Below are 19,382 nucleotides of genomic sequence, written 5' to 3' on the forward strand. Positions count from 1 at the left end.
CATCAATGTAGTCTCTTTGTTGTTTTTTAACAAATGTAAAGAACACTTAATTCTTCATATTTATTAATACTTTTTAATAAGTTTGTTTAACTGAAAACAACTCTGGATGACCTCAAAAAAGTGTTGATTAGCAAGGGCTATAAAGGGACATTTGATTGAACCCTTCTTTGAGTATGGTCTAAAATTCACTGTTAGATACTCAAGAACTTTAGCCCCTTAGAATGGGTTACTCGAAATTACTAAATACAAAATAGGCAAAATGTATGAGTGATGTTAATAAAATTGAAACTGGCGAAAAGTGTTCGTTGGAATGGAAGTCTTTCCTTTTCATTGCGGTGGTTCTCTTTCCAATCTTAAGTGTGGCTTTTGTTGGAGGTTACGGCTTCATTGTTTGGGCTCTACAAGTGTTTGTATTCGGTCCTCCAGGTGCACATGGTGGCATGTAGTGCCCTCTTGCTATCCCATTTTTAATAGAACTATTTTTTAAGAGAGCTAAACATGAAATCATTTTTAGTTAAATTATGGCGCACAATGACTCGCCCAGCGGTACACATCAGTCTTGGTGTACTCACTATGGGTGGCTTTATTGCCGGTGTTATTTTTTGGGGCGGTTTTAACACAGCTCTGGAACACACAAATACAGAAGAGTTCTGTGTAAGCTGTCACACCATGCGTGACAATGTATACGTAGAACTGCAAGAAACGGTTCACTGGAAAAACACTTCTGGTGTACGTGCTACTTGTCCGGACTGTCACGTTCCACACGAATGGACAGCAAAAATCGCTCGTAAGATGCAAGCATCTAAAGAAGTCTTCGCTCAAGTCTTTGGTGACCTAGATACACCTGAGAAATTTGAAGCTCGTCGTATCGAATTGGCTAAGCACGAATGGGATCGTTTCTCTTCGAACAAATCTCTAGAGTGTAAAAACTGCCACAACTACGATTCAATGGATTTCGACAACATGCGCCCAACAGCGCGTATCCAGATGAAGAATGCGGCAGAGCGTGACCAAAGCTGTGTTGATTGTCACAAAGGTATAGCACACAACCTTCCATTAGATATGGCAGCAGCAAGCGGTATTGTTGGTGAGCTAGAAAATGTAGCAAGTCACACATCTTACGCAAATGGTTCTGATGTGATCTCAATTCGTCACCTACCAATGTATACAGATGAGACGGCTGAAGTTGAAGCGGGTCTACTAAGCCCTGCAAGTAAAGTTGCGGTGATCGACGAAAAAGGCGACATGATCAAGGTTCAGATCGACGGTTGGCGTAAAGCGAAAGGCTTTGGTCGTGTAATCCAAGAAGACTTTGGTATGAACATCTCGACGGCAATCTTGACGAAAGAAGTCTCTCAAAGTGACGTCATCACTGTTGGTGAGAAGAAAGAAGATAAACTTACTGGCCTGCCATGGGAAGAAGTTAACCTAGCACTTTGGATGAAGAAAGAGTCTATGGTTGATAACTTCGATCCAATCTGGAACGCAGCGGGTCAAGCGTACCAATCTAACTGTTCAACGTGTCACTCACAGCCAGATGAAGCGCACTTCAGCGCTAACGGTTGGGTAGGCATGCTTGATGGTATGATTGTGTTCGTTAACTTCGATACAGATACAGAAGCTCTGGTTCTTAAGTATCTACAGAAGCACTCATCGGATTTTTCTGAAGGCCATCACTAATAAGACGTCAATTGGAGTAACACAATGGCAATTACAAGAAGAAGTTTTCTGAAAGGTGTCGCGACAACCAGTGCGGCATCGGTTATCGGTCCTAGCTTATTGGCGTCAGCATCGGCTTCAGCAGCAGAAACAGACGGCGTGTGGAAAGTCTCTGGTTCTCACTGGGGTGCATTCCGAGCTCGCGTTTATGCGGGTAAAGTACAAGAAATTAAACCGCTAGAAATCGATCAGCACCCAACAGAGATGCTGAAAGGTATTAAAGGTATTATCTACAGCCCATCACGTGTGCGTTACCCAATGGTTCGCCTCGATTGGTTGAAGAAGCATAAGTACAGCGCAGACACGCGTGGTAACAACCGCTTTATTCGTGTGACTTGGGATGAAGCGCTAGATCTTGTTTACCGCGAGTTAGAGCGCGTACAGAAAGATTACGGTCCATGGGCGCTTCACACCGGTCAAACAGGTTGGAGACAAACCGGTCAGTTCCACAGCTGTACGAACCACATGCAACGTGCAATGGCACTTCACGGTTACTCTGTGAAGAAAATCGGTGACTACTCAACCGGTGCCGGTCAAACGATCATGCCTTACGTGCTAGGTTCGACTGAAGTTTATGCACAAGGTACATCTTGGGAACTTATCCTCGAAAACAGTGACAACATTGTGCTTTGGGGTAACGATCCAGTTAAGAACCTGCAAGTAGGTTGGACATGTGAGACTCATGAGTCGTTCGCATACCTAGAACAGCTGAAAGAAAAAGTTGCTAACAAAGAGATCAACGTTGTTTCTGTTGACCCTGTTTATAACAAAACAGGCCGTTATTTAGAAAACGAGCAAATGTACATCAACCCACAAACTGATGTGGCGTTTATGCTGGGTGTTGCTCACGTTCTTTACAACGAAGGCCTATACGACAAGAAGTTCATCGAAACTTACTGTCTCGGTTTTGAAGATTTCATTAAGTACGTTCAAGGTGAAACGAAAGACAAAGTTGAGAAGACTCCAGAATGGGCTTCTGCTATCTGTGGCGCAAGCGCGGACTCTATCCGTGACTTCGCTAAGATGCTGGTTAATGGTCGTACGCAGATTCTTGTTGGTTGGAGTATCCAGCGTCAAGAGCACGGTGAACAGCCTTACTGGATGTGTGCAGTTATCGCAGCAATGGTTGGCCAAATTGGTCTACCTGGCGGTGGTATCTCTTACGGTCACCACTACTCTGGTATCGGTGTCTCTTCAACTGGCTTCGCTGCTCCGGGTTCATTCCCACTGAATATCGACCAAGGTCAATCGCCTAAGTATACCAACACAGATTATAACGGTTACAGCCGCGTAATCCCAGTTGCTCGTTGGGTTGATAGCTTGCTAGAGCCAGGTAAGAAGATCAAAGCAAACGGCGCAACAGTGACACTGCCTGACATCAAGATGATGGTCTTCAGTGGTAACAACCCGTGGCACCACCACCAAGATCGCAACAAGATGCGTAAAGCATTCAAGAGCCTACAAACGGTAGTGGCTGTTGATTTCGCTTGGACTGCAACTTGTCGTCACTCTGACATCGTGCTGCCAGCATGTACTCAGTGGGAACGTAACGATATTGATGGTTACGGCGCATACTCTGGCCGTGGTTTGATCGCAATGCACAAGCTAGTCGATCCTCTGTTCCAGTCTAAGACTGACTTCGAGATCATGTCTAGCCTGACTAAGCGTTGGGGTCGTTACGACGATTACACGCGTGGTATGGACGAAATGCAGTGGGTTAAATCTCTGTATGATGAATGTCGTGCGGAAAACCAAGGCAAGTTCGAAATGCCAGAGTTTGCTGAGTTCTGGGAGAAAGGTTTCCTAGATTTCGGTAAAGGTAAGCCATGGACTCGTCACGCTTCATTCCGTGAAGACCCAGAGATCAACGCACTAGGTACGCCTTCTGGTTTCATCGAAATCACAAGCCGTACTGTTGGCAATATGGGTTACGAGCACTGTCAAGAACACCCAATGTGGTTCGAGAAATCTGAACGTTCCCACGGTGGTCCAGGCTCTGATAAACACCCGTACTGGCTACAATCTTGTCACCCAGACAAGCGTCTTCATTCTCAGATGTGTGAATCTGAAGAGTGGCGAGCGACTTACGCGGTACAAGGCCGTGAGCCAATCTACATCAACCCAGTAGATGCCAAGAAGAAAGGCATCAAAGACGGCGACGTAGTACGTGTATTCAACGACCGAGGTCAACTACTAGCAGGTGCTGTTCTAATGGATAGCTACGCTCCTGGTGTTGTTCGTATCGAAGAAGGTGCTTGGTACGGCCCGATCAACGAGAAAGTGGGGGCGCTAGATACATACGGCGATCCAAACACACTGACTCAAGATATCGGTACGTCTGAACTGGCTCAAGCAACGTCAGCAAACACATGTTTGGTAGACTTCGAGAAGTTCCAAGGCAAACTGCCTCCAGTCACTTCATTCGGTGGTCCAATCGAAGTTTCTTAAGTCTTGCACCTAAGAACCAAGATTAGCGCTTGAATTAAAGCCCCTGTAAGTATCTTTACAGGGGCTTTTTGTTTTTGTGGTCCCGGCCTTTTTATCGATTGTTACTATTTGGGAAACTTACGAAACATGACCAATCTAAAAAAATAGGGTAAAATGTGGCTAATAAAGAGAGGCTCTATAGGTAGAGTCATAATTGTTAGTGTAATAGGAAGAAACATGATTTTAGTTGTTGGTCACAAAAACCCTGATAGTGACAGTATTTGTAGTGCGTTAGTTGCAACAGAGCTTCTTAAAGCTCGTGGCGAGGAAGCGACACCAATTCGCCAAGGCGAGATCAACCGCGAAACTCAACACATTCTAGAAGTCGCTGGTGCTGAAAAGCCAGAGCTTCGTACTTCTGTTGTTGGTGAGAAAATCTGGCTAGTAGACTACTCAGACCTAGCACAAGCACCCGATGATGTTGCTGATGCAGAGATCGTAGGTATTGTCGATCACCACCGTCTAGGCGACGTGATGACAGTCAACCCAATGGAAGCTTGGATCTGGCCTGTGGGTTGTACAAACACTGTACTTTTCAACATGTTCAAGATTGAAGGTCACGCAATCTCTCAACAAATCGCTAAACTAATGATGTCTGCAATTCTTTCAGACACTGTTGGCTTCGCTTCTCCAACTTGTACTCAAAAAGACAAAGACGCCGTTGCTGAGCTTGCTGAAATCGCTGGCGTAACTGACGTTGATGCATTCATTAAAGCGCTTCTAATCGCTAAGACAAACATCGAAGGTCTATCGGCTGCACAGCTAGTAGAAAAAGACCTGAAAGGCTACCCATTCAACGGTCGCGATGTTGTTGTTGGTCAAGTTGAACTTGCGACTCTTGAGCAAGTAGATGGCATGATCGAAGCGCTAGAAGCGGATCTTGAAGAGCGTTGTGAGAAAGATGGTCTAGCGTTCGCTGCGGTAATGTTAACAGACATCACGACTGCTCAAACTCGTCTTCTATACAAAGGTGAGTGGGCTGAGAAATTGGTTAAGCATGAGAAAGACGGCGTATTGATGATGGAAAATACATTAAGTCGTAAGAAGCAAGGCTGGCCTTGGCTACAAGGTGAGCTTGTTTAATCAAGTCGCTTAATAATAAACGCCTGCTACTTTAGCAGGCGTTTTTCTTTGAAGTAGACTTTCTTCTTCATCGATAGTGTTTGAAGTTAAAAACACTCGGCATAAAATAGCTTTAAGAACAAAGTTACTGACTAAAGTAGGAAATGAAGATGACTACACAGCTAGACGATAAAAAAATCGCTGAAATCAACAAGTATACCGGCGAGCAACGCCTGAAATACTGTGTGAAAGAGATCGTAGCAAACCGTGAAGTATGGATCTTAACCGATGAACACGGTTGTGTAATGCTGAATACAGAAGATGAAGATTGTGTACCAGTATGGCCAAATCAAGAGTTCGCAGAATCATGGGCAACGGGTGATTGGTCTGAGTGTAAAGCTGAGTCTATTTCGTTGAACAAATGGCACAGTCGCTGGACCAACGGTCTAGAAGACGACGAGCTTGCTGTTGTTGTATTCCCGAACGAGCAAGAAGAAGGCGTTATCTTATTCCCGGATGAGTTCGACTTCGAATTGAAAAAGCAGGCTGCTAAGCGTTAATACAGTCACATCGTGAGCCAGCGTTGCCTTTGTTAGGCAGCGCTATCTTTCCGTTATCTCATCTCGGTTGTTTCCAACGTATTTTCGTTAATACCCAATCCATTGATACAGTATAGATTCTTCCCCAAACTTTAATTGTTATGGTGATGGAGGGGCTATAGGTTATGGTTCGGTGCTTTGAAGAAATGGCTTTCCACTAGTCTTTGTGTGATCTGATGGTTCGGTTGAGACAACACCTGTTGAGTTTCACCTGCTTCCACGACGTGACCTTCGTGCATAACGATGATTTTATCGGTGATATGTTTAATAATCCCAATATGTTGAGATACATACACGAATGATACGCCCATCTCTTCTTGCAGTTCTAAGAAGAGATTGATTATCTGTGAGCGCATCGCCATATCCAACCCATTCAATGCTTCGTCAGCAACAATGATTGAGGGCTGAAGAATCAAAGCTCGCGCCAAACATACCCTTTGTTTCTGGCCTGCAGCAAGCATTTGAGGATAGAAATAAGCGTGTTCAGGTAACAGGCCAACGCGTAATAATGTATCTTTTACACGATGCATTCGGGCTTGCGAAGACATATTGGTGTTTCGCTTTAAGGGGCCTTCAAGAATGCGGCCAATTTGAATTCGTGGGTTCAATGATGTATTCGGATCCTGGAAGATCATACGAATGAGCTTACAACGAGTCGAGTTATCTTTGTGTTCAAGCTTTTCTCCATTCACGCGGATCTCGCCACCTGTCGGCTCAACCATCCCCGCCAGCATTCTTGCTAATGTTGACTTACCAGAACCATTTTGTCCGATAAAACCAATCGTCTGTCCGGCTTCCAAAGTAAAGCTTACCGGTTTTACTACCTGATGAATCTTTTTACGGAAAAGACCAGAGCGAGTTGTAAAGTTTTTAGATAAGTCACTGACTTCTAATAAGGCACTCATTATTTCTTTTTCTTCTCCATATTCAAAGGGAAGTGACAATTGAACTTATGATTTTTGATTCGTTGAGTATATGGGATCTCTACACACTGTCTCTGTGCGTATGGACAACGGGGTCCCAATCGACAGCCAATCGGCAAATGTTGCAGTGGCGGAATCGACCCTGGCAATGACTGAAGCTTTTCTTTGTGAGGGATCCAGTCATTAAAATCGGGCATCGCTTTTAGTAATGCGACAGTATAAGGGTGCTTTGGTGTCTCTAAGAGTTTCTGAGTATCAGCTGATTCGACCGATTGACCACAGTACATCACGGTAATGCGAGTTGCCCATTGAGTGATAGTCGTTAAATCATGGCCGATCAGTATGATGGTCGTGTTATTGACCTGGTTCATTCGGCTCAATAGACGCAATATTTGAGACTGGGTTATAGGGTCTAAATCGTTGGTAGGCTCATCGGCTATCAGTACTTTCGGTTTTGCGGCAATAGCCATTGCGATCATGACCTTTTGACACTCACCGTCTGTTAACTCATAAGGGTAACTGTCCATTAAACGTGAGTGATGCTTGATACCGACTTTATGCAGTAGCGCGATGGCCTGTTTTTTACGCCATTTAAATCGTTGCCACCAGCGCCCGTCAAACGCGTAAGATGGTATTGCTTCTATCAGTTGATGTCCCACTTTTTCTGAGGGGTCAAGACAAGAGGAAGGCTCTTGGAAGATCATCGCAATATCGCGCGCAATCACTCGACGTCGCTCTTTTGGAGTCAGTTGTAGCAGATCGATATTACCTAAGCGCATTCGGTCAGCAGAGACTTTCCAGCCCTCTTTACAAACCCCAACAATGGCTTTCGCGACCAAACTTTTACCTGAGCCAGATTCACCAACGAGACCGCGAATTTCACCTTCATTCAGAGTAATACTCATTCGGTCGACGGCTCGAACCATCCCCTGAGGGGTTTCAATCTCAATCGTCAGATGTCGAATGTCAAGTAACGGCATTATTCGATTCCTGCATTTAGTGCTTGGCGAACACCTTCACCGACAAGGTTGACCACAATCACTGTAAACATAATAGCGAGGCCAGGCAGAGTCACTGTCCATGGTGCAAGGTAAATCAGCTCCACCGAATCCCCCAAGATCGCTCCCCACTCAGCACTTGGAGCTTGGGCGCCAAGACCTAAGAAGCCTAAAGCCGTGATGTCGAGAATCGCCACTGACAGTGCCAGCGTAATTTCAAGGGCTATGACGGTGAGAATATTAGGAACGATAGAGTTCCATAGCAGATAGAAGTCGTTCGCACCATCGAGGCGAGAGGCCAGAATATAATCTTTCTCGACTTCTGCATGTACGGCAATGTAGACCGAACGAATAAATCGCGGTATCAATGCCAAACATATGGCAAGCAAAATATTAAATTCACCAAGGCCAAGAAACGCGACAAAAATAATCGCGAGTAACAGAGAGGGAATCGACATCACAGTATCAAGCAAGTGGTTGAGCGTGCTTGATACGAGGCCACGTGTCATACCGGCGAGGACACCAATCAAACATCCGATTACAGCTGCAATGAAAGTAATGATAACAGCAGCGCCAAAGGTTAACTGAGAACCGATAATCAACCGAGACAGTATATCTCTGCCCAAATCATCAGTGCCGAGAAAGTATTCAACTGTACCCGTTGGATCCCAAGATGGAGGGGTCAAAAGGTGCCCGGTTTGCTCTTGAGAATCATGGGGGGCTAACCAAGGCGAAGTGACCGTCACTAGGATTATGATGATTAAGCACCACAACCCAAACATGGCGAGATTGTTGGCACGGAAGCTGCGCCAGAAACGTTCAAACTGGGTAGGAACTTGTTCTTCTTGGTAGACGTTATTTGTTAGCATACCATTCCTTCCTTACCAGTGGGTTCACCATTGCGCCTAACAGATCTGAGAGAATGTTTGCAGTCAACACCAGGGTGCCTACCACAATGACACCGGCTTGAATCGAAACGTAATCTTGATTCGATAGCGCATCTAACAACCAGCGTCCAATCCCTGGCCAGTTAAAGATAGACTCGGTGATGATTGCGAGTGTTAACATACTCGATAGCTGAACACCGACCTTCGGAATGATAGGTGGGATCGCATTTCTTAATACGTGCTGCGTGACGATCTCTCTTGTTGAAAGACCTTTAATTCGTGCAGCGCGGATGTAGTTTTGTTTCATTACCTCGGCCACGGATGCACGCATCAGTCGAATAACCTGAGTCGTTGGCGCTAATGCTAACACGAGGCAAGGTAAGGCCATATGTTCGATAACACTTTGCAATGCTTGTGCTCGGTATCGACCCTCTGAGAAAAACGCATCAACAATTGCAAACCCTGTTACGTGTTCAATCTCATAAAGCAGATCGTACCGGCCACCAACGGGAAATATTTTATAATGGAGCGAAAATACCATGATCATTAGCAAGGCGACCCAAAATATAGGCGCAGAGTAGCCTGCCATAGAGGTAAACGAGATGGTTGTATCGACAAATTTTCCTTGTCTCATACCAGCAATAGTACCAAAAGGTATCCCGACGAAGAGTGCGAGCACAAAGGCAAAGAAGCACAGTTCTAGCGTTGCGGGGAAGACGACCGCGAGTTCATCGATAATTGGTACATTATGTTTACTGAGGCCAAAATTCAGTGTCGATAATTCCGTTATATAGCTAATCCAACCAGGCCAGAAATCTTGAATTGCCCAAGGTGATTGTTGGCCTAGTCTTAACAAAGAGAAGCCAACTAAAGTGAGGATCGCAAGAGTAATAATAAATAAATTGACTCGTCTTAATGTATACCAAAACATCAGTTCACCTCTCTTCTGACGTTATCAAAAGGTTGAGCATTGAACGGGCTCTGTTTGAAGCCAGTCAGTGAACTATCGTGTACACGAAATTGCACACCGTGAGCGAGGGGGATCACAGGAACTTCTTCATTCAATATATTTTGGGCTTGATAATATAAGTTTGCACGGTGCCTATGTTGATTGATCTCCAGCGCCAAATCTAGAAGGAAATCAAAGTCAGAATTACACCACATCGAGACATTGAGTCCGGCGCGTTCAGAACTGCATGAGAGCAGAGGGCGCAAGAAATTATCGGGGTCACCGGTATTACCGATCCAACCTGTGAGAAGTAGGTCTGTTGAACCAATAGAGGAAAGCTGGGTGCGATCGAAGCGATCGTCAGTGTAGAGCTTCAAGGTGATACCGATATCTGCCAAGTTCGCTTGGATCAACTCTGCCGTTTTTCTCGGACTAGGGTTGTAAGCTCTAGGCTCTAGAGGCACCCACATTGAAAGTTCTAATCCGGGTTTAACTCCCGCGTCTTTAAGCAGTGCTACTGCGTAGTTTCGGTCATAGCGAACTTGTACGCTGTCTTTTTGATATGCCCAAGAGGTAGGAGGCAGTAATGAATATGCTTTAGTGCCCGTACCGTAGTAAACCGAGTCAAGAATATTTTGACGGTTGATGGCCAAGTTTAGTGCTTTACGGACTCGAGAATCCCGCAGTGCTGGGCGTTCGGTATTAAGCGCAATAAAAGAGACATTAACAGCAGGCGTCACCGATATTTGTAACTCTTTATTCGCTTGAATAATGGGGATCTGGCTAGAAATGGGTGAATTTAATACATCACATTCATGGCGAAGAAGCTTAGCCAGCGTGCCCGTTCCACGTTGTGACGTGTCGAATACAACTTGGTCCATTTTCACGTCACCCTTCCAATAATTCTTGTTCTTTTTCAGGCGCACTAAGTCATTGATTTTGTATTCATCTAAGTAGAAAGGACCGGTGCCGACAGGCTTGGAATCGATCTCATTTTTCTCGTCCGCAACGATCAGTTTATCAGCGTATTCTTTAGAGTGAATGACCGCGTAGCTGGTGGCTATATTGTTGAGAAATGAGTTGTCTGGATGGCTTAGTTGAAATTTTACGGTTAAATCGTCAAGCGCTGTGACATCGACAACTAGATTTTGGAAGTCGATTCCTGCAAACCAAGGGTACAAACCTCCACCCACATAATGGAATGGATTTGAGTTATCAATGATGCGTTTAAAACTAAAAACAACATCTTGAGCGTTCATACTGCGGGTAGGGGTAAACCATTCCGTGGTTTGGAACGCAACATTAGGGCGAAGAGTGAAGGTGTACTCTGTACCTGATTCATCAACAGACCAACGGGTTGCCAAGTTCTCTTTTGGTCGGTAGGTTATCGGGTCAAGGGTGAGCAAGGTATCGAAGATTTGAGGGCTTAATGACTCTGAAGTGATACCACTATCAACCAATTGCGGATTGAAGGTACTAGGATCGCCTTGACCGCAATAAATAAACCCTTTTTCACGAATTTTACCGTGATCCACGCTCTCACCACATCCGGCTAACAAGCTCAGCGTCAAGATACTTAGTGATAGTCTTATTAGTGCTTTCATAAAAAGAAATACTTTTCGAAACGAGGCACAAGAGAAGCCTCAAGATCCGGATAATTTAACATTATATTTATTCGGCTCCAAATAATAATCCCGTGTGGGTTGCTATTTATCGTTTGCTTGTCCAACAATCGCGTATTTCCTCACCATTCCCCTTAATTGGTTGTAGGTTAACCCAAGTAATTCGGCGGCTTGTTTCTGGTTATACTTACTTTGCGCTAAAGCTTGATTGAGCAGTTGGATATCTTGTTGTTCTTGCCAAGCTTTATAGTCGAGAGGCAAAGAAAAAGAGTTCTCTAATGAAGTATGACTGTTGGTTGGCCCATTGCCAATTGTCTGAACGAAATCTTGGTTATGCTTCCATGCTGGCTGAAATGGGTTAAATACCAAGTATTCAATAGGATAGGGGTTCTTACCATGTTGGTAGATAGCTCGCTCTACCACGTTTTTGAGTTCTCGAACGTTTCCGGGCCATGAGTAATCGAGTAGTGCGCTCACTGCCGATGGGGCAAAGCCAACAAAGAGGTCCAGTTCGAGTTCTCTACACATTTTGATGGCGTAATATTCGGCAAGCAAGGTGATATCTTCTTTTCTTTCACGAAGAGGCGGTATGGTAATGACATCAAAAGCAAGCCTGTCTAAAAGGTCAGGCCTAAATTCTCCTTTGAGTGCCATTGCTGGTAAGTCAGCATTGGTGGCACAGACTAGTCTTACATTGGCACTTAACACTTTTTGGCCTCCAACACGCTCGTACTGACCATATTCAATCACGCGCAATAGTTTCTCTTGGACGGCAAGCGGCGTTGTTGCTAATTCATCCAAAAATAGGGTTCCGTTTTCTGCTCTTTCGAAACGCCCCTGATGGCGACCTTTTGAACCCGTAAATGCCCCTGATTCGTGGCCAAACAATTCAGAATCAATCAAGCCTTCGCTAAGCGTTGAACAGTTTAAGGCGATCAAGGGGTGATCCCAGCGCCTCGAAAGGTAATGCAACCTTTGAGCAATCAGCTCTTTACCTGTCCCGCGCTCTCCAATAATCAAAACGGGCCTTTCTATGGGGGCGAGTTGAGACACTTTATCTAAAACAGAGAGAAAGCTAGGGGATTCACCGATAAGATTCTGCTGCATAGTGGGTCCTTGTGAGACTTGAGCGCGAATGAATGTGTTGAGCGTGCTTTATTTGAACCACTTGTATAAGAGAGTAGTGGTGAAAAAAACCAATACTTGGCTAAATTCATCATAGCATGGTTCGAGCTTATTACCATTTGATTGTAACTTTATGATAATACGAGGTTTAAAGTTTGGCGCACTATTTGCTTTACTTAAAGTAGCTTTAAACAACAGCTTAAATTATGGGCGAGTGAGTGGATCTGTTGAATCACGATTTTAAACACATTTGTCATTATGGTCATTAAGGAGTTCCCCATGGGTATTTTTTCTCGCTTTGCAGACATAGTAAATTCAAACATCAGTGCATTATTAGATAAGGCTGAAGATCCTGAAAAGATGATTCGCCTGATTATCCAAGAGATGGAAGACACACTGGTTGAGGTTCGAACGAATTCGGCAAAAGCCATCGCCGATAAGAAAGAGCTTGCGCGCAAAGTCGACGCTATCGAAACTCAGATTCTCGATTGGCAAAACAAAGCGACCCTAGCGCTAACCAAGCAACGTGAAGATCTGGCAAGAGCAGCTTTAATCGAAAAACAGAAACTGGAAGAGATCATCAAAAGCTTTCACACAGAGCAAACTTTGGTTCATGAAACCATCGAAAAGCTCACCAGTGAGATTGGCAAGCTTGAAACAAAAATCGCAGAAACTCGTGCGAAACAGCAAGCATTAATGATCCGTAATCATGCTGCGAGCAATCGTCGTGATGTTCAAAAACATCTGCATTCAAGCAAAACCCAAGAAGCAATGACCAAATTTGAGCAATTCTCGCGTAAAGTGGATGAATTAGAAGCGGAAGCGGACGTTTACGCCAAAACGGGTAATGCCAAATCTTTAGATCAAGAGTTTGCTGAGCTACAAGCTCAAGATGAAATCGAAAAAGAGTTGGCGAAATTGAAGCAACAAGTTGAAAAACGCGATCAATAATTTAGGAGTTTTCTATGTCAACATTTCTAATTGCAGGTCCATTAATAGTCTTCTTGATCTTTGTGGCTCCGCTATGGCTATTCTTACATTACCGCAGCAAGAAAAAATCCAGTAACGGTCTGTCAGAGAAAGATCTTCAGCGCTTGCATAAGCTTTCTGCGCAAGCTGAATCGATGCAAGAACGCGTGAAAACACTAGAAAAAATATTGGATGCGGAGTCGCCTAACTGGAGACGAAACTATGAATAGAGAACTGTATCGGGATCCCATTAACGGCAAATTGTCTGGCGTATGTGCGGGTTTAGCGAACTACTTTGGCCTTGAAGTTTGGTTGGTTCGAATTTTAGTTATTTCAGCCGCGCTCTTGGGCGGCAGTTTCCTTGTCTTGCTCGCGTATTTAGCTTTGACATTGATGATTGAAAAACAGCCTGCTCGTTACGTCGATAAAATGAAAGCGAAACAAGAGCACACGCTCAAGCAAAAACCGTGGGAGAAAGGCCAGACAGCAGAATCATTATTGGATACGTTAGAGAGTGACTTTCAACAGTTAGAGACTCGTACGCGTAATATAGAAGCTTACGTAACCTCAGATACTTTCAACGTTGAACGCGCATTTAAAGACATGTAGCGAAACATCTTAAAATGAATTGATAATGGTTTAGGAAAATTTATCCCAAGCCGTTATTTTTTTTAATAATTTTGTCTAAATAAACATTGTGATAACTGGTAACTTACATTTGATTAATCTATGTTGTAATAATACGTATTAATATGGATCAACATCAATGTATAGAGCCTACGCTGTCCTATTGGCAACCTTATTGGGGTTGTCTGGGTGTGGTAAGAAGCTTCCTCCCGTACCTGACCCCGATTCTAGACCCGCTAAACTTTTCACTGTCTCAGTGGGCAACAATGCCTTTGAGCGTTCCTTTCCTGCGACCACTGAAGCCGGTGATAAGGCAGTGCTTGCATTTCGTGTCCCAGGGTTATTACAAACCATTGACGTCACTTCTGGGCAAAGGGTTAGCAAGGGCGATAGACTTGCAACGCTTAATCCTGATGAATACCAACTATTAGAGAAGCAAGCGAGAGCCAACTTTAAGCTTGCTGATGTTCAATATCAACGTTCCATCAAGTTACGTAAAGATCGTGTGGTGTCGGAGCAAGATTTTGATCAAGCGAAAGCCAATCACAATTCGGCAAGAGCCCTGCTTAACCAAGCAAAAGCCAATGTACGTTATACCACCTTGGTCGCGCCATACGATGGCACCATCTCTATTATTCCAGCTGAAAATCATGAATACATTGCAGCCAAACAAGGTGTAATGAATATTCAAACCAATCAAATACTCAAAGTCGTCTTCTTATTGCCCGACCAACTTATTACACGCTTTTCTTCAGGGTTTGAGACGGATGCTACGATGGTATTTGATGCGTTCCCTGACAATTCTTACGTTCTAACATTCCAAGAAATCGATACTGAAGCTGATCCGAAAACGGGCTCATACAAAGTCACCATGGTCATGGAAAGACCCAATGATGTCGGTATTTTGCCGGGCATGTCTGGCACGGTTAATTTGGTTTCAGCACTAACAGCGGCGACGAAAATTCCAACGTCGGCAATGATGACCAATGGAGATGAGGTGTCAGTATGGCGCGTGAATAGTGACGGCATTGTTGAAAACGTGCCCATTGTGATTGATGACAAGCGTCATATTGTGTCAGGTCTAAACGATGGCGATCGTGTTGTAGTTTCGGGTGTTAATGGTCTTGAAGCGGGTGTCAAAGTTCGTGAGTGGATCAAGGAGAGGGGGCTATAACATGAAAACGCTAAAAGTAGTCGTAGGACTGTCATGCTTGGCTTTAGTGACGGCTTGTGAAGATAAACAAGTGGTGGTCGTCGATAGCACTCCCTTGGTCAAAGCGATTGAGATCTCGGTCATCGATTTTAGCGATAAGCTCTATTTTCCGGCCGTCGCTAATGCCGCAGAGAAAGCGCACCTCAGTTTTCGAGTTGCAGGTGAAATAAATAAGTTGGATGTGAAAGAGGGTGAACGCGTATCTAAAGGAGACATAATTGCAGAGCTAGATCCAACCGATTATCAATTAGATGTGGACAATGCTCAGGCGAGATACACCGTAATAAATAGTCAATACCAACGTTCAAGCCCATTGGTAAAAAAAGGTTTATTAGCCAAGTCTCAGTTTGATGAAATTGCAGCTCAACGTCAAATTGCGTATGCCGAACTTGAATTGGCAACATTGCGTTTGTCGTTCACGAAACTTCGAGCTCCTGTCGATGGGATTATTTCTAGAGTCAGTGTCGATCAGTATGAAAATATTCAGGTTGGCCAACAGGTTGTCAATATCCACAGTGTGGAAGATGTCGAAGTGGTGATACAACTTCCCGATCAAATTTATGTCAATCAACCTAATGAAACACTGCACTCGAATGTTGAAGCCGTGGTGAGAGTGCCAAGCGGTAATGAGTACACCGCGAGTATTAAAGAGTTCACGACCGAGCCAGATCCCAGTACCGGTACCTTTACCGTGACACTTGCGTTACCTATGCCAGCCGATGATTTGATTCTTGACGGTATGGCGGTTGAAGTGACGTCAAGCGGACGCGACATCGGCTTGGATTTGAAAGCAGGAGTATTGGTTCCCATTGAGGCGGTGTTTAATGGCGATGGCGATGAGTTAACGCGCCAGAACTCTTATGTGTGGGTGGTTAATGGCGACAATACCGTCTCGAAGCAGCAAGTGGTGTTAGGAAAAGCAAATCAGAAAACATTGCAGATAATGAAAGGATTAGAAACGGGGCAGCATGTCGTTGTTGCAGGCGTATCGCGATTGCGAGATGGGATGACAGTGGAAGTATTGTCTCAGGAGACGAACAATGAGTGAAGTAAATAACAAGCCTCAAAATGACGATCAACAGGGTGATGATCAGATCACAGGTGTGGCTTCTTACTTTATACGTAACAAAGTCATTAGTTGGATGCTATCTCTGATCTTTCTTATTGGTGGTGTTTCTGCGTTCTTCGGTCTGGGTCGTTTAGAAGATCCTGCCTTTACCATCAAAGATGCAATGGTTGTCACCTCGTATCCCGGAGCAACGCCTCAGCAGGTGGAAGAGGAAGTGACTTACCCACTAGAGAAAGCGATTCAACAGCTTACCTATGTCGACGAAGTGAACTCTATCTCTAGCCGTGGCCTGTCTCAGGTAACGGTGACGATGAAGAATAACTATGGCCCGGATGATCTTCCGCAAATTTGGGATGAACTTCGCCGAAAAGTGAATGATCTTAAGGTTGAACTGCCACCCGGCGTCAATGATCCTCAAGTCATCGATGACTTCGGTGACGTTTACGGGATTTTGCTGGCGGTGACGGGTGATGGTTATAGCTACAAAGAGCTGCTCGATTACATTGATTACCTAAGGCGAGAGCTTGAGTTGGTCGATGGAGTCAGTAAGGTCTCCGTTTCTGGCCAACAGCAAGAGCAAGTGTTCATTGAGATATCGATGAAACGAATAAGCTCTCTAGGTCTCTCTCCAAGCACAGTATTCAACCTTTTATCGACTCAAAACATTGTATCAAGTGCTGGTGCGGTCAGAATTGGCGACGAATACATTCGAATCCATCCAACGGGTGAGTTCCAGAATGTTGAACAGCTTGGAGATTTGATTCTGACAGAAGGTGGCGCTCAAGGTCTCATCTATCTCAAAGATGTGGCAAATGTCACCCGTGGTTATGTTGAAGTTCCCAGTAACATTATCGGCTATAACGGCAAGCTCGCACTCAACCTTGGTGTCTCTTTTGCGCAAGGGGTCAACGTGGTTGCAGTTGGCGAAGCCTTTGATCGAAGACTGGCCGAGCTAAAATATCAACAGCCTGTCGGCATCGACATTTCTGAGGTTTATAACCAGCCCAAAGAGGTGGATAAATCGGTCAGTGGATTTGTGGTGAGTTTAGGACAGGCGGTTGCGATCGTCATCATAGTGTTACTGTTCTTTATGGGGCTAAGATCGGGATTGCTGATCGGATTGATATTGCTGTTGACCGTTTTCGGCACCTTTATTTTCATGCAGTATTTCAAAATCGACCTTCAACGTATTTCACTGGGCGCATTGGTTATTGCCTTGGGGATGCTGGTGGATAACGCCATTGTGGTGGTGGAAGGGATATTGATCGGCACGCAGAAGGGGCGGACCCGAATGCAGGCTGCCACCGATATCGTAACCCAAACTAAATGGCCGCTGTTGGGGGCGACTGTTATTGCGGTAACGGCTTTTGCTCCAATTGGTTTGTCTGAAGATGCAACGGGCGAATACTGTGGCACCTTGTTTACGGTTCTACTTATCTCCTTGATGCTGAGTTGGTTTACTGCCATCTCGCTCACGCCGTTCTTTGCAGACCTCTTCTTCAGAGGCCAGAAGGTTGACCCAGATAGCGAAGGGAAAGATCCATACAACGGGATGGTTTTTGTTATCTACAAAAATTTCCTTGAGTTTTGTATGAAGCGTGCATGGCTCACTATGTTCGTTTTGGTCATTGGTTTAGGTGCAAGTGTTTACGGTTTTGGTTTTGTGAAACAAGCCTTCTTCCCCTCTTCAACAACACCTATGTTCCAAGTGGATGTTTGGATGCCAGAAGGTACCGATATTCGTGCGACCAATACCAAGCTTAAAGTGCTTGAGAGTTGGTTAGCTAAGCAGGGTGAAGTTGAACATATCACGACAACCGCGGGTAAAGGTCTACAACGTTTCATGCTCACTTATGCGCCAGAGAAAAGTTACAGTGCATACGGTGAGATAACGGTTCGAGTGAAAGGTTATGAAGTGCTTGAAGGGTTGATGCGGCGTTTTCGTGAGCATGTAGACGGTCAGTTTCCGGAAATCGATTACAAACTGAAGCAAATCGAATTAGGTCCTGGTGGTGGCGCGAAAATTGAAGCACGAATCGTGGGCTCTGACCCGACAGTATTGCGTTCAATTGCTGCTCAAGTGATGGATATTATGCGAGCCGACGACGGTGCATTTAACGTCCGTCACGATTGGCGTGAAAGAACGAAGGTATTAGCGCCGCAATTCAACGAAAGCCAAGCGCGTCGTTATGGTATTACCAAATCTGACGTTGATGATTTCTTAGCGATGTCTTTTTCGGGTAAGTCGATTGGTGTGTACCGTGATGGTACGACGCTAATGCCTATTGTGGCGCGTTTACCTGAAGATGAACGTGTCGATATCCGTAATATTGAAGGTATGAAGATCTGGAGCCCAGCATTAAATGAATACATTCCCCTGCAACAAGTCACGTTAGGTTATGAGCTAGAATGGGAAGATCCACTGATCATCCGTAAAAACCGTAAGCGTATGCTGACAGTGATGGCGGACCCGGATCTACTGGGTGAAGAAACAGCGTCGACTCTACAGAAACGTTTACAACCCCAAATTGAAGCGATTGAGATGCCACCAGGTTACTCACTGGAATGGGGAGGGGAATATGAGTCGTCAGCCGATGCTCAGGCCTCATTATTTACCACTATGCCTTTGGGTTATTTGTTTATGTTCTTGATTACCGTGTTCTTGTTTAACTCGGTAAAAGAACCACTGATTGTTTGGCTAACGGTGCCATTGGCGTTGATAGGGGTTACAACGGGATTACTGGCCTTAAATACCCCATTTGGTTTCATGGCACTGTTGGGCTTCTTGAGCTTATCTGGCATGCTACTCAAAAATGGTATCGTACTGCTTGATCAAATTGAAATCGAAATGAAATTAGGTAAAGATCCCTATATCGCGATTGTTGATGCTGCGTTAAGCCGTGTTCGTCCAGTGTGCATGGCGGCGATCACCACCATTCTTGGTATGATCCCTTTATTGCCAGATATCTTCTTCAAACCAATGGCGGTTACCATCATGTTTGGTTTGGGGTTTGCAACAGTGTTGACGCTGATCGTAGTACCTGTACTGTATCGCTTATTTCACAAAATCGAAGTCAATTAACCTTTGAAAGAAAGCCCTAATTTAGGGCTTTCTTTTTATCTGTAACGATGG

General features: G+C 44.7%; 17 protein-coding genes. 11 read left to right on the forward strand and 6 right to left on the reverse strand.

Annotation, left to right across the window (positions count from 1 at the left end; all coding sequences use genetic code 11):
* Positions 1-263: 263 nt before the first annotated feature.
* The 5 genes from torE (at position 264) to L4B77_RS09170 (ending at position 5,828) form a co-directional block, all read left to right on the forward strand.
* Positions 264-446, forward strand: a complete 183-nt coding sequence (gene torE, locus L4B77_RS09150; protein ID WP_261839368.1) for a trimethylamine N-oxide reductase system protein TorE — start codon at positions 264-266, stop codon at positions 444-446.
* A gap of 52 nt (positions 447-498) precedes the next feature.
* Complete coding sequence (gene torC / locus L4B77_RS09155; RefSeq protein ID WP_429749947.1) at positions 499-1,680, forward strand: pentaheme c-type cytochrome TorC; 1,182 nt, start codon at positions 499-501, stop codon at positions 1,678-1,680.
* A gap of 24 nt (positions 1,681-1,704) precedes the next feature.
* On the forward strand, positions 1,705-4,167 hold the full coding sequence (gene torA, locus L4B77_RS09160; RefSeq protein ID WP_429749949.1) for a trimethylamine-N-oxide reductase TorA: 2,463 nt from the start codon (positions 1,705-1,707) through the stop codon (positions 4,165-4,167).
* A 216-nt stretch (positions 4,168-4,383) separates the two neighbouring features.
* Complete coding sequence (locus tag L4B77_RS09165; RefSeq protein ID WP_429749951.1) at positions 4,384-5,289, forward strand: manganese-dependent inorganic pyrophosphatase; 906 nt, start codon at positions 4,384-4,386, stop codon at positions 5,287-5,289.
* 149 nt (positions 5,290-5,438) lie between these two features.
* On the forward strand, positions 5,439-5,828 hold the full coding sequence (locus L4B77_RS09170; protein WP_004734596.1) for a DUF2750 domain-containing protein: 390 nt from the start codon (positions 5,439-5,441) through the stop codon (positions 5,826-5,828).
* A 155-nt stretch (positions 5,829-5,983) separates the two neighbouring features.
* Here the strand turns inward: L4B77_RS09170 and L4B77_RS09175 are convergent, their stop codons facing one another.
* From L4B77_RS09175 to pspF, 6 genes are all read right to left on the reverse strand, one after another.
* A complete protein-coding gene (locus L4B77_RS09175; protein WP_429749960.1) occupies positions 5,984-6,772 on the reverse strand; it encodes a peptide ABC transporter ATP-binding protein in 789 nt (262 codons plus the stop codon).
* Positions 6,772-7,770 carry a peptide ABC transporter ATP-binding protein gene (locus tag L4B77_RS09180; RefSeq protein WP_261839372.1) on the reverse strand — a complete coding sequence of 333 codons (999 nt, stop codon included), beginning with the start codon at positions 7,768-7,770 and terminating at the stop codon, positions 6,772-6,774. Before L4B77_RS09180 ends, L4B77_RS09175 begins: the two co-directional genes overlap by 1 nt.
* Positions 7,770-8,657 carry a putrescine export ABC transporter permease SapC gene (sapC, locus tag L4B77_RS09185; protein ID WP_429749963.1) on the reverse strand — a complete coding sequence of 296 codons (888 nt, stop codon included), beginning with the start codon at positions 8,655-8,657 and terminating at the stop codon, positions 7,770-7,772. Before sapC ends, L4B77_RS09180 begins: the two co-directional genes overlap by 1 nt.
* A complete protein-coding gene (locus L4B77_RS09190; protein WP_429749965.1) occupies positions 8,644-9,606 on the reverse strand; it encodes an ABC transporter permease in 963 nt (320 codons plus the stop codon). Before L4B77_RS09190 ends, sapC begins: the two co-directional genes overlap by 14 nt.
* Positions 9,606-11,228: an ABC transporter substrate-binding protein SapA gene (sapA, locus tag L4B77_RS09195; protein ID WP_429749967.1), complete on the reverse strand. Its 1,623-nt coding sequence runs from the start codon at positions 11,226-11,228 to the stop codon at positions 9,606-9,608. The genes L4B77_RS09190 and sapA overlap by 1 nt, the downstream gene beginning before the upstream one ends.
* Positions 11,229-11,330: 102 nt before the next feature.
* A complete protein-coding gene (gene pspF / locus L4B77_RS09200) occupies positions 11,331-12,353 on the reverse strand; it encodes a phage shock protein operon transcriptional activator (RefSeq protein WP_429749969.1) in 1,023 nt (340 codons plus the stop codon).
* Positions 12,354-12,650: 297 nt separating this feature from the next.
* Here pspF and pspA point away from each other — a divergent pair, with 297 nt between their 5' ends.
* The 6 genes from pspA (at position 12,651) to L4B77_RS09230 (ending at position 19,331) form a co-directional block, all read left to right on the forward strand.
* Positions 12,651-13,322: a phage shock protein PspA gene (gene pspA / locus L4B77_RS09205; protein WP_429749971.1), complete on the forward strand. Its 672-nt coding sequence runs from the start codon at positions 12,651-12,653 to the stop codon at positions 13,320-13,322.
* 14 nt (positions 13,323-13,336) lie between these two features.
* Positions 13,337-13,570: an envelope stress response membrane protein PspB gene (gene pspB, locus L4B77_RS09210; protein WP_261839378.1), complete on the forward strand. Its 234-nt coding sequence runs from the start codon at positions 13,337-13,339 to the stop codon at positions 13,568-13,570.
* Positions 13,563-13,949, forward strand: coding sequence for an envelope stress response membrane protein PspC (gene pspC / locus L4B77_RS09215; RefSeq protein ID WP_261839379.1), 387 nt, complete (start codon positions 13,563-13,565; stop codon positions 13,947-13,949). The genes pspB and pspC overlap by 8 nt, the downstream gene beginning before the upstream one ends.
* A 157-nt stretch (positions 13,950-14,106) precedes the next feature.
* On the forward strand, positions 14,107-15,141 hold the full coding sequence (locus L4B77_RS09220) for an efflux RND transporter periplasmic adaptor subunit (protein ID WP_429749974.1): 1,035 nt from the start codon (positions 14,107-14,109) through the stop codon (positions 15,139-15,141).
* Between the two features lies 1 nt (position 15,142).
* Entirely contained in the window at positions 15,143-16,228 is a 1,086-nt protein-coding gene (locus L4B77_RS09225) for an efflux RND transporter periplasmic adaptor subunit (protein ID WP_261839381.1), read from the forward strand.
* Complete coding sequence (locus L4B77_RS09230; protein WP_429749976.1) at positions 16,221-19,331, forward strand: efflux RND transporter permease subunit; 3,111 nt, start codon at positions 16,221-16,223, stop codon at positions 19,329-19,331. The genes L4B77_RS09225 and L4B77_RS09230 overlap by 8 nt, the downstream gene beginning before the upstream one ends.
* The last annotated feature ends 51 nt before the right edge of the window (positions 19,332-19,382 follow it).

Source organism: Vibrio minamisatsumaniensis, from assembly GCF_050337445.1.
Classification (GTDB): Bacteria; Pseudomonadota; Gammaproteobacteria; order Enterobacterales; family Vibrionaceae; genus Vibrio; species Vibrio artabrorum.

Bases quoted from the DNA above. Each gene is read 5' to 3' on its own strand.
- torE (WP_261839368.1), top strand. From the start codon at position 264: ATGAGTGATGTTAATAAAATTGAAACTGGCGAAAAGTGTTCGTTGGAA.
- torC (WP_429749947.1), top strand. From the start codon at position 499: ATGAAATCATTTTTAGTTAAATTATGGCGCACAATGACTCGCCCAGCG.
- torA (WP_429749949.1), top strand. From the start codon at position 1,705: ATGGCAATTACAAGAAGAAGTTTTCTGAAAGGTGTCGCGACAACCAGT.
- L4B77_RS09165 (WP_429749951.1), top strand. From the start codon at position 4,384: ATGATTTTAGTTGTTGGTCACAAAAACCCTGATAGTGACAGTATTTGT.
- L4B77_RS09170 (WP_004734596.1), top strand. From the start codon at position 5,439: ATGACTACACAGCTAGACGATAAAAAAATCGCTGAAATCAACAAGTAT.
- L4B77_RS09175 (WP_429749960.1), bottom strand. From the start codon at position 6,772: ATGAGTGCCTTATTAGAAGTCAGTGACTTATCTAAAAACTTTACAACT.
- L4B77_RS09180 (WP_261839372.1), bottom strand. From the start codon at position 7,770: ATGCCGTTACTTGACATTCGACATCTGACGATTGAGATTGAAACCCCT.
- sapC (WP_429749963.1), bottom strand. From the start codon at position 8,657: ATGCTAACAAATAACGTCTACCAAGAAGAACAAGTTCCTACCCAGTTT.
- L4B77_RS09190 (WP_429749965.1), bottom strand. From the start codon at position 9,606: ATGTTTTGGTATACATTAAGACGAGTCAATTTATTTATTATTACTCTT.
- sapA (WP_429749967.1), bottom strand. From the start codon at position 11,228: ATGAAAGCACTAATAAGACTATCACTAAGTATCTTGACGCTGAGCTTG.
- pspF (WP_429749969.1), bottom strand. From the start codon at position 12,353: ATGCAGCAGAATCTTATCGGTGAATCCCCTAGCTTTCTCTCTGTTTTA.
- pspA (WP_429749971.1), top strand. From the start codon at position 12,651: ATGGGTATTTTTTCTCGCTTTGCAGACATAGTAAATTCAAACATCAGT.
- pspB (WP_261839378.1), top strand. From the start codon at position 13,337: ATGTCAACATTTCTAATTGCAGGTCCATTAATAGTCTTCTTGATCTTT.
- pspC (WP_261839379.1), top strand. From the start codon at position 13,563: ATGAATAGAGAACTGTATCGGGATCCCATTAACGGCAAATTGTCTGGC.
- L4B77_RS09220 (WP_429749974.1), top strand. From the start codon at position 14,107: ATGTATAGAGCCTACGCTGTCCTATTGGCAACCTTATTGGGGTTGTCT.
- L4B77_RS09225 (WP_261839381.1), top strand. From the start codon at position 15,143: ATGAAAACGCTAAAAGTAGTCGTAGGACTGTCATGCTTGGCTTTAGTG.
- L4B77_RS09230 (WP_429749976.1), top strand. From the start codon at position 16,221: ATGAGTGAAGTAAATAACAAGCCTCAAAATGACGATCAACAGGGTGAT.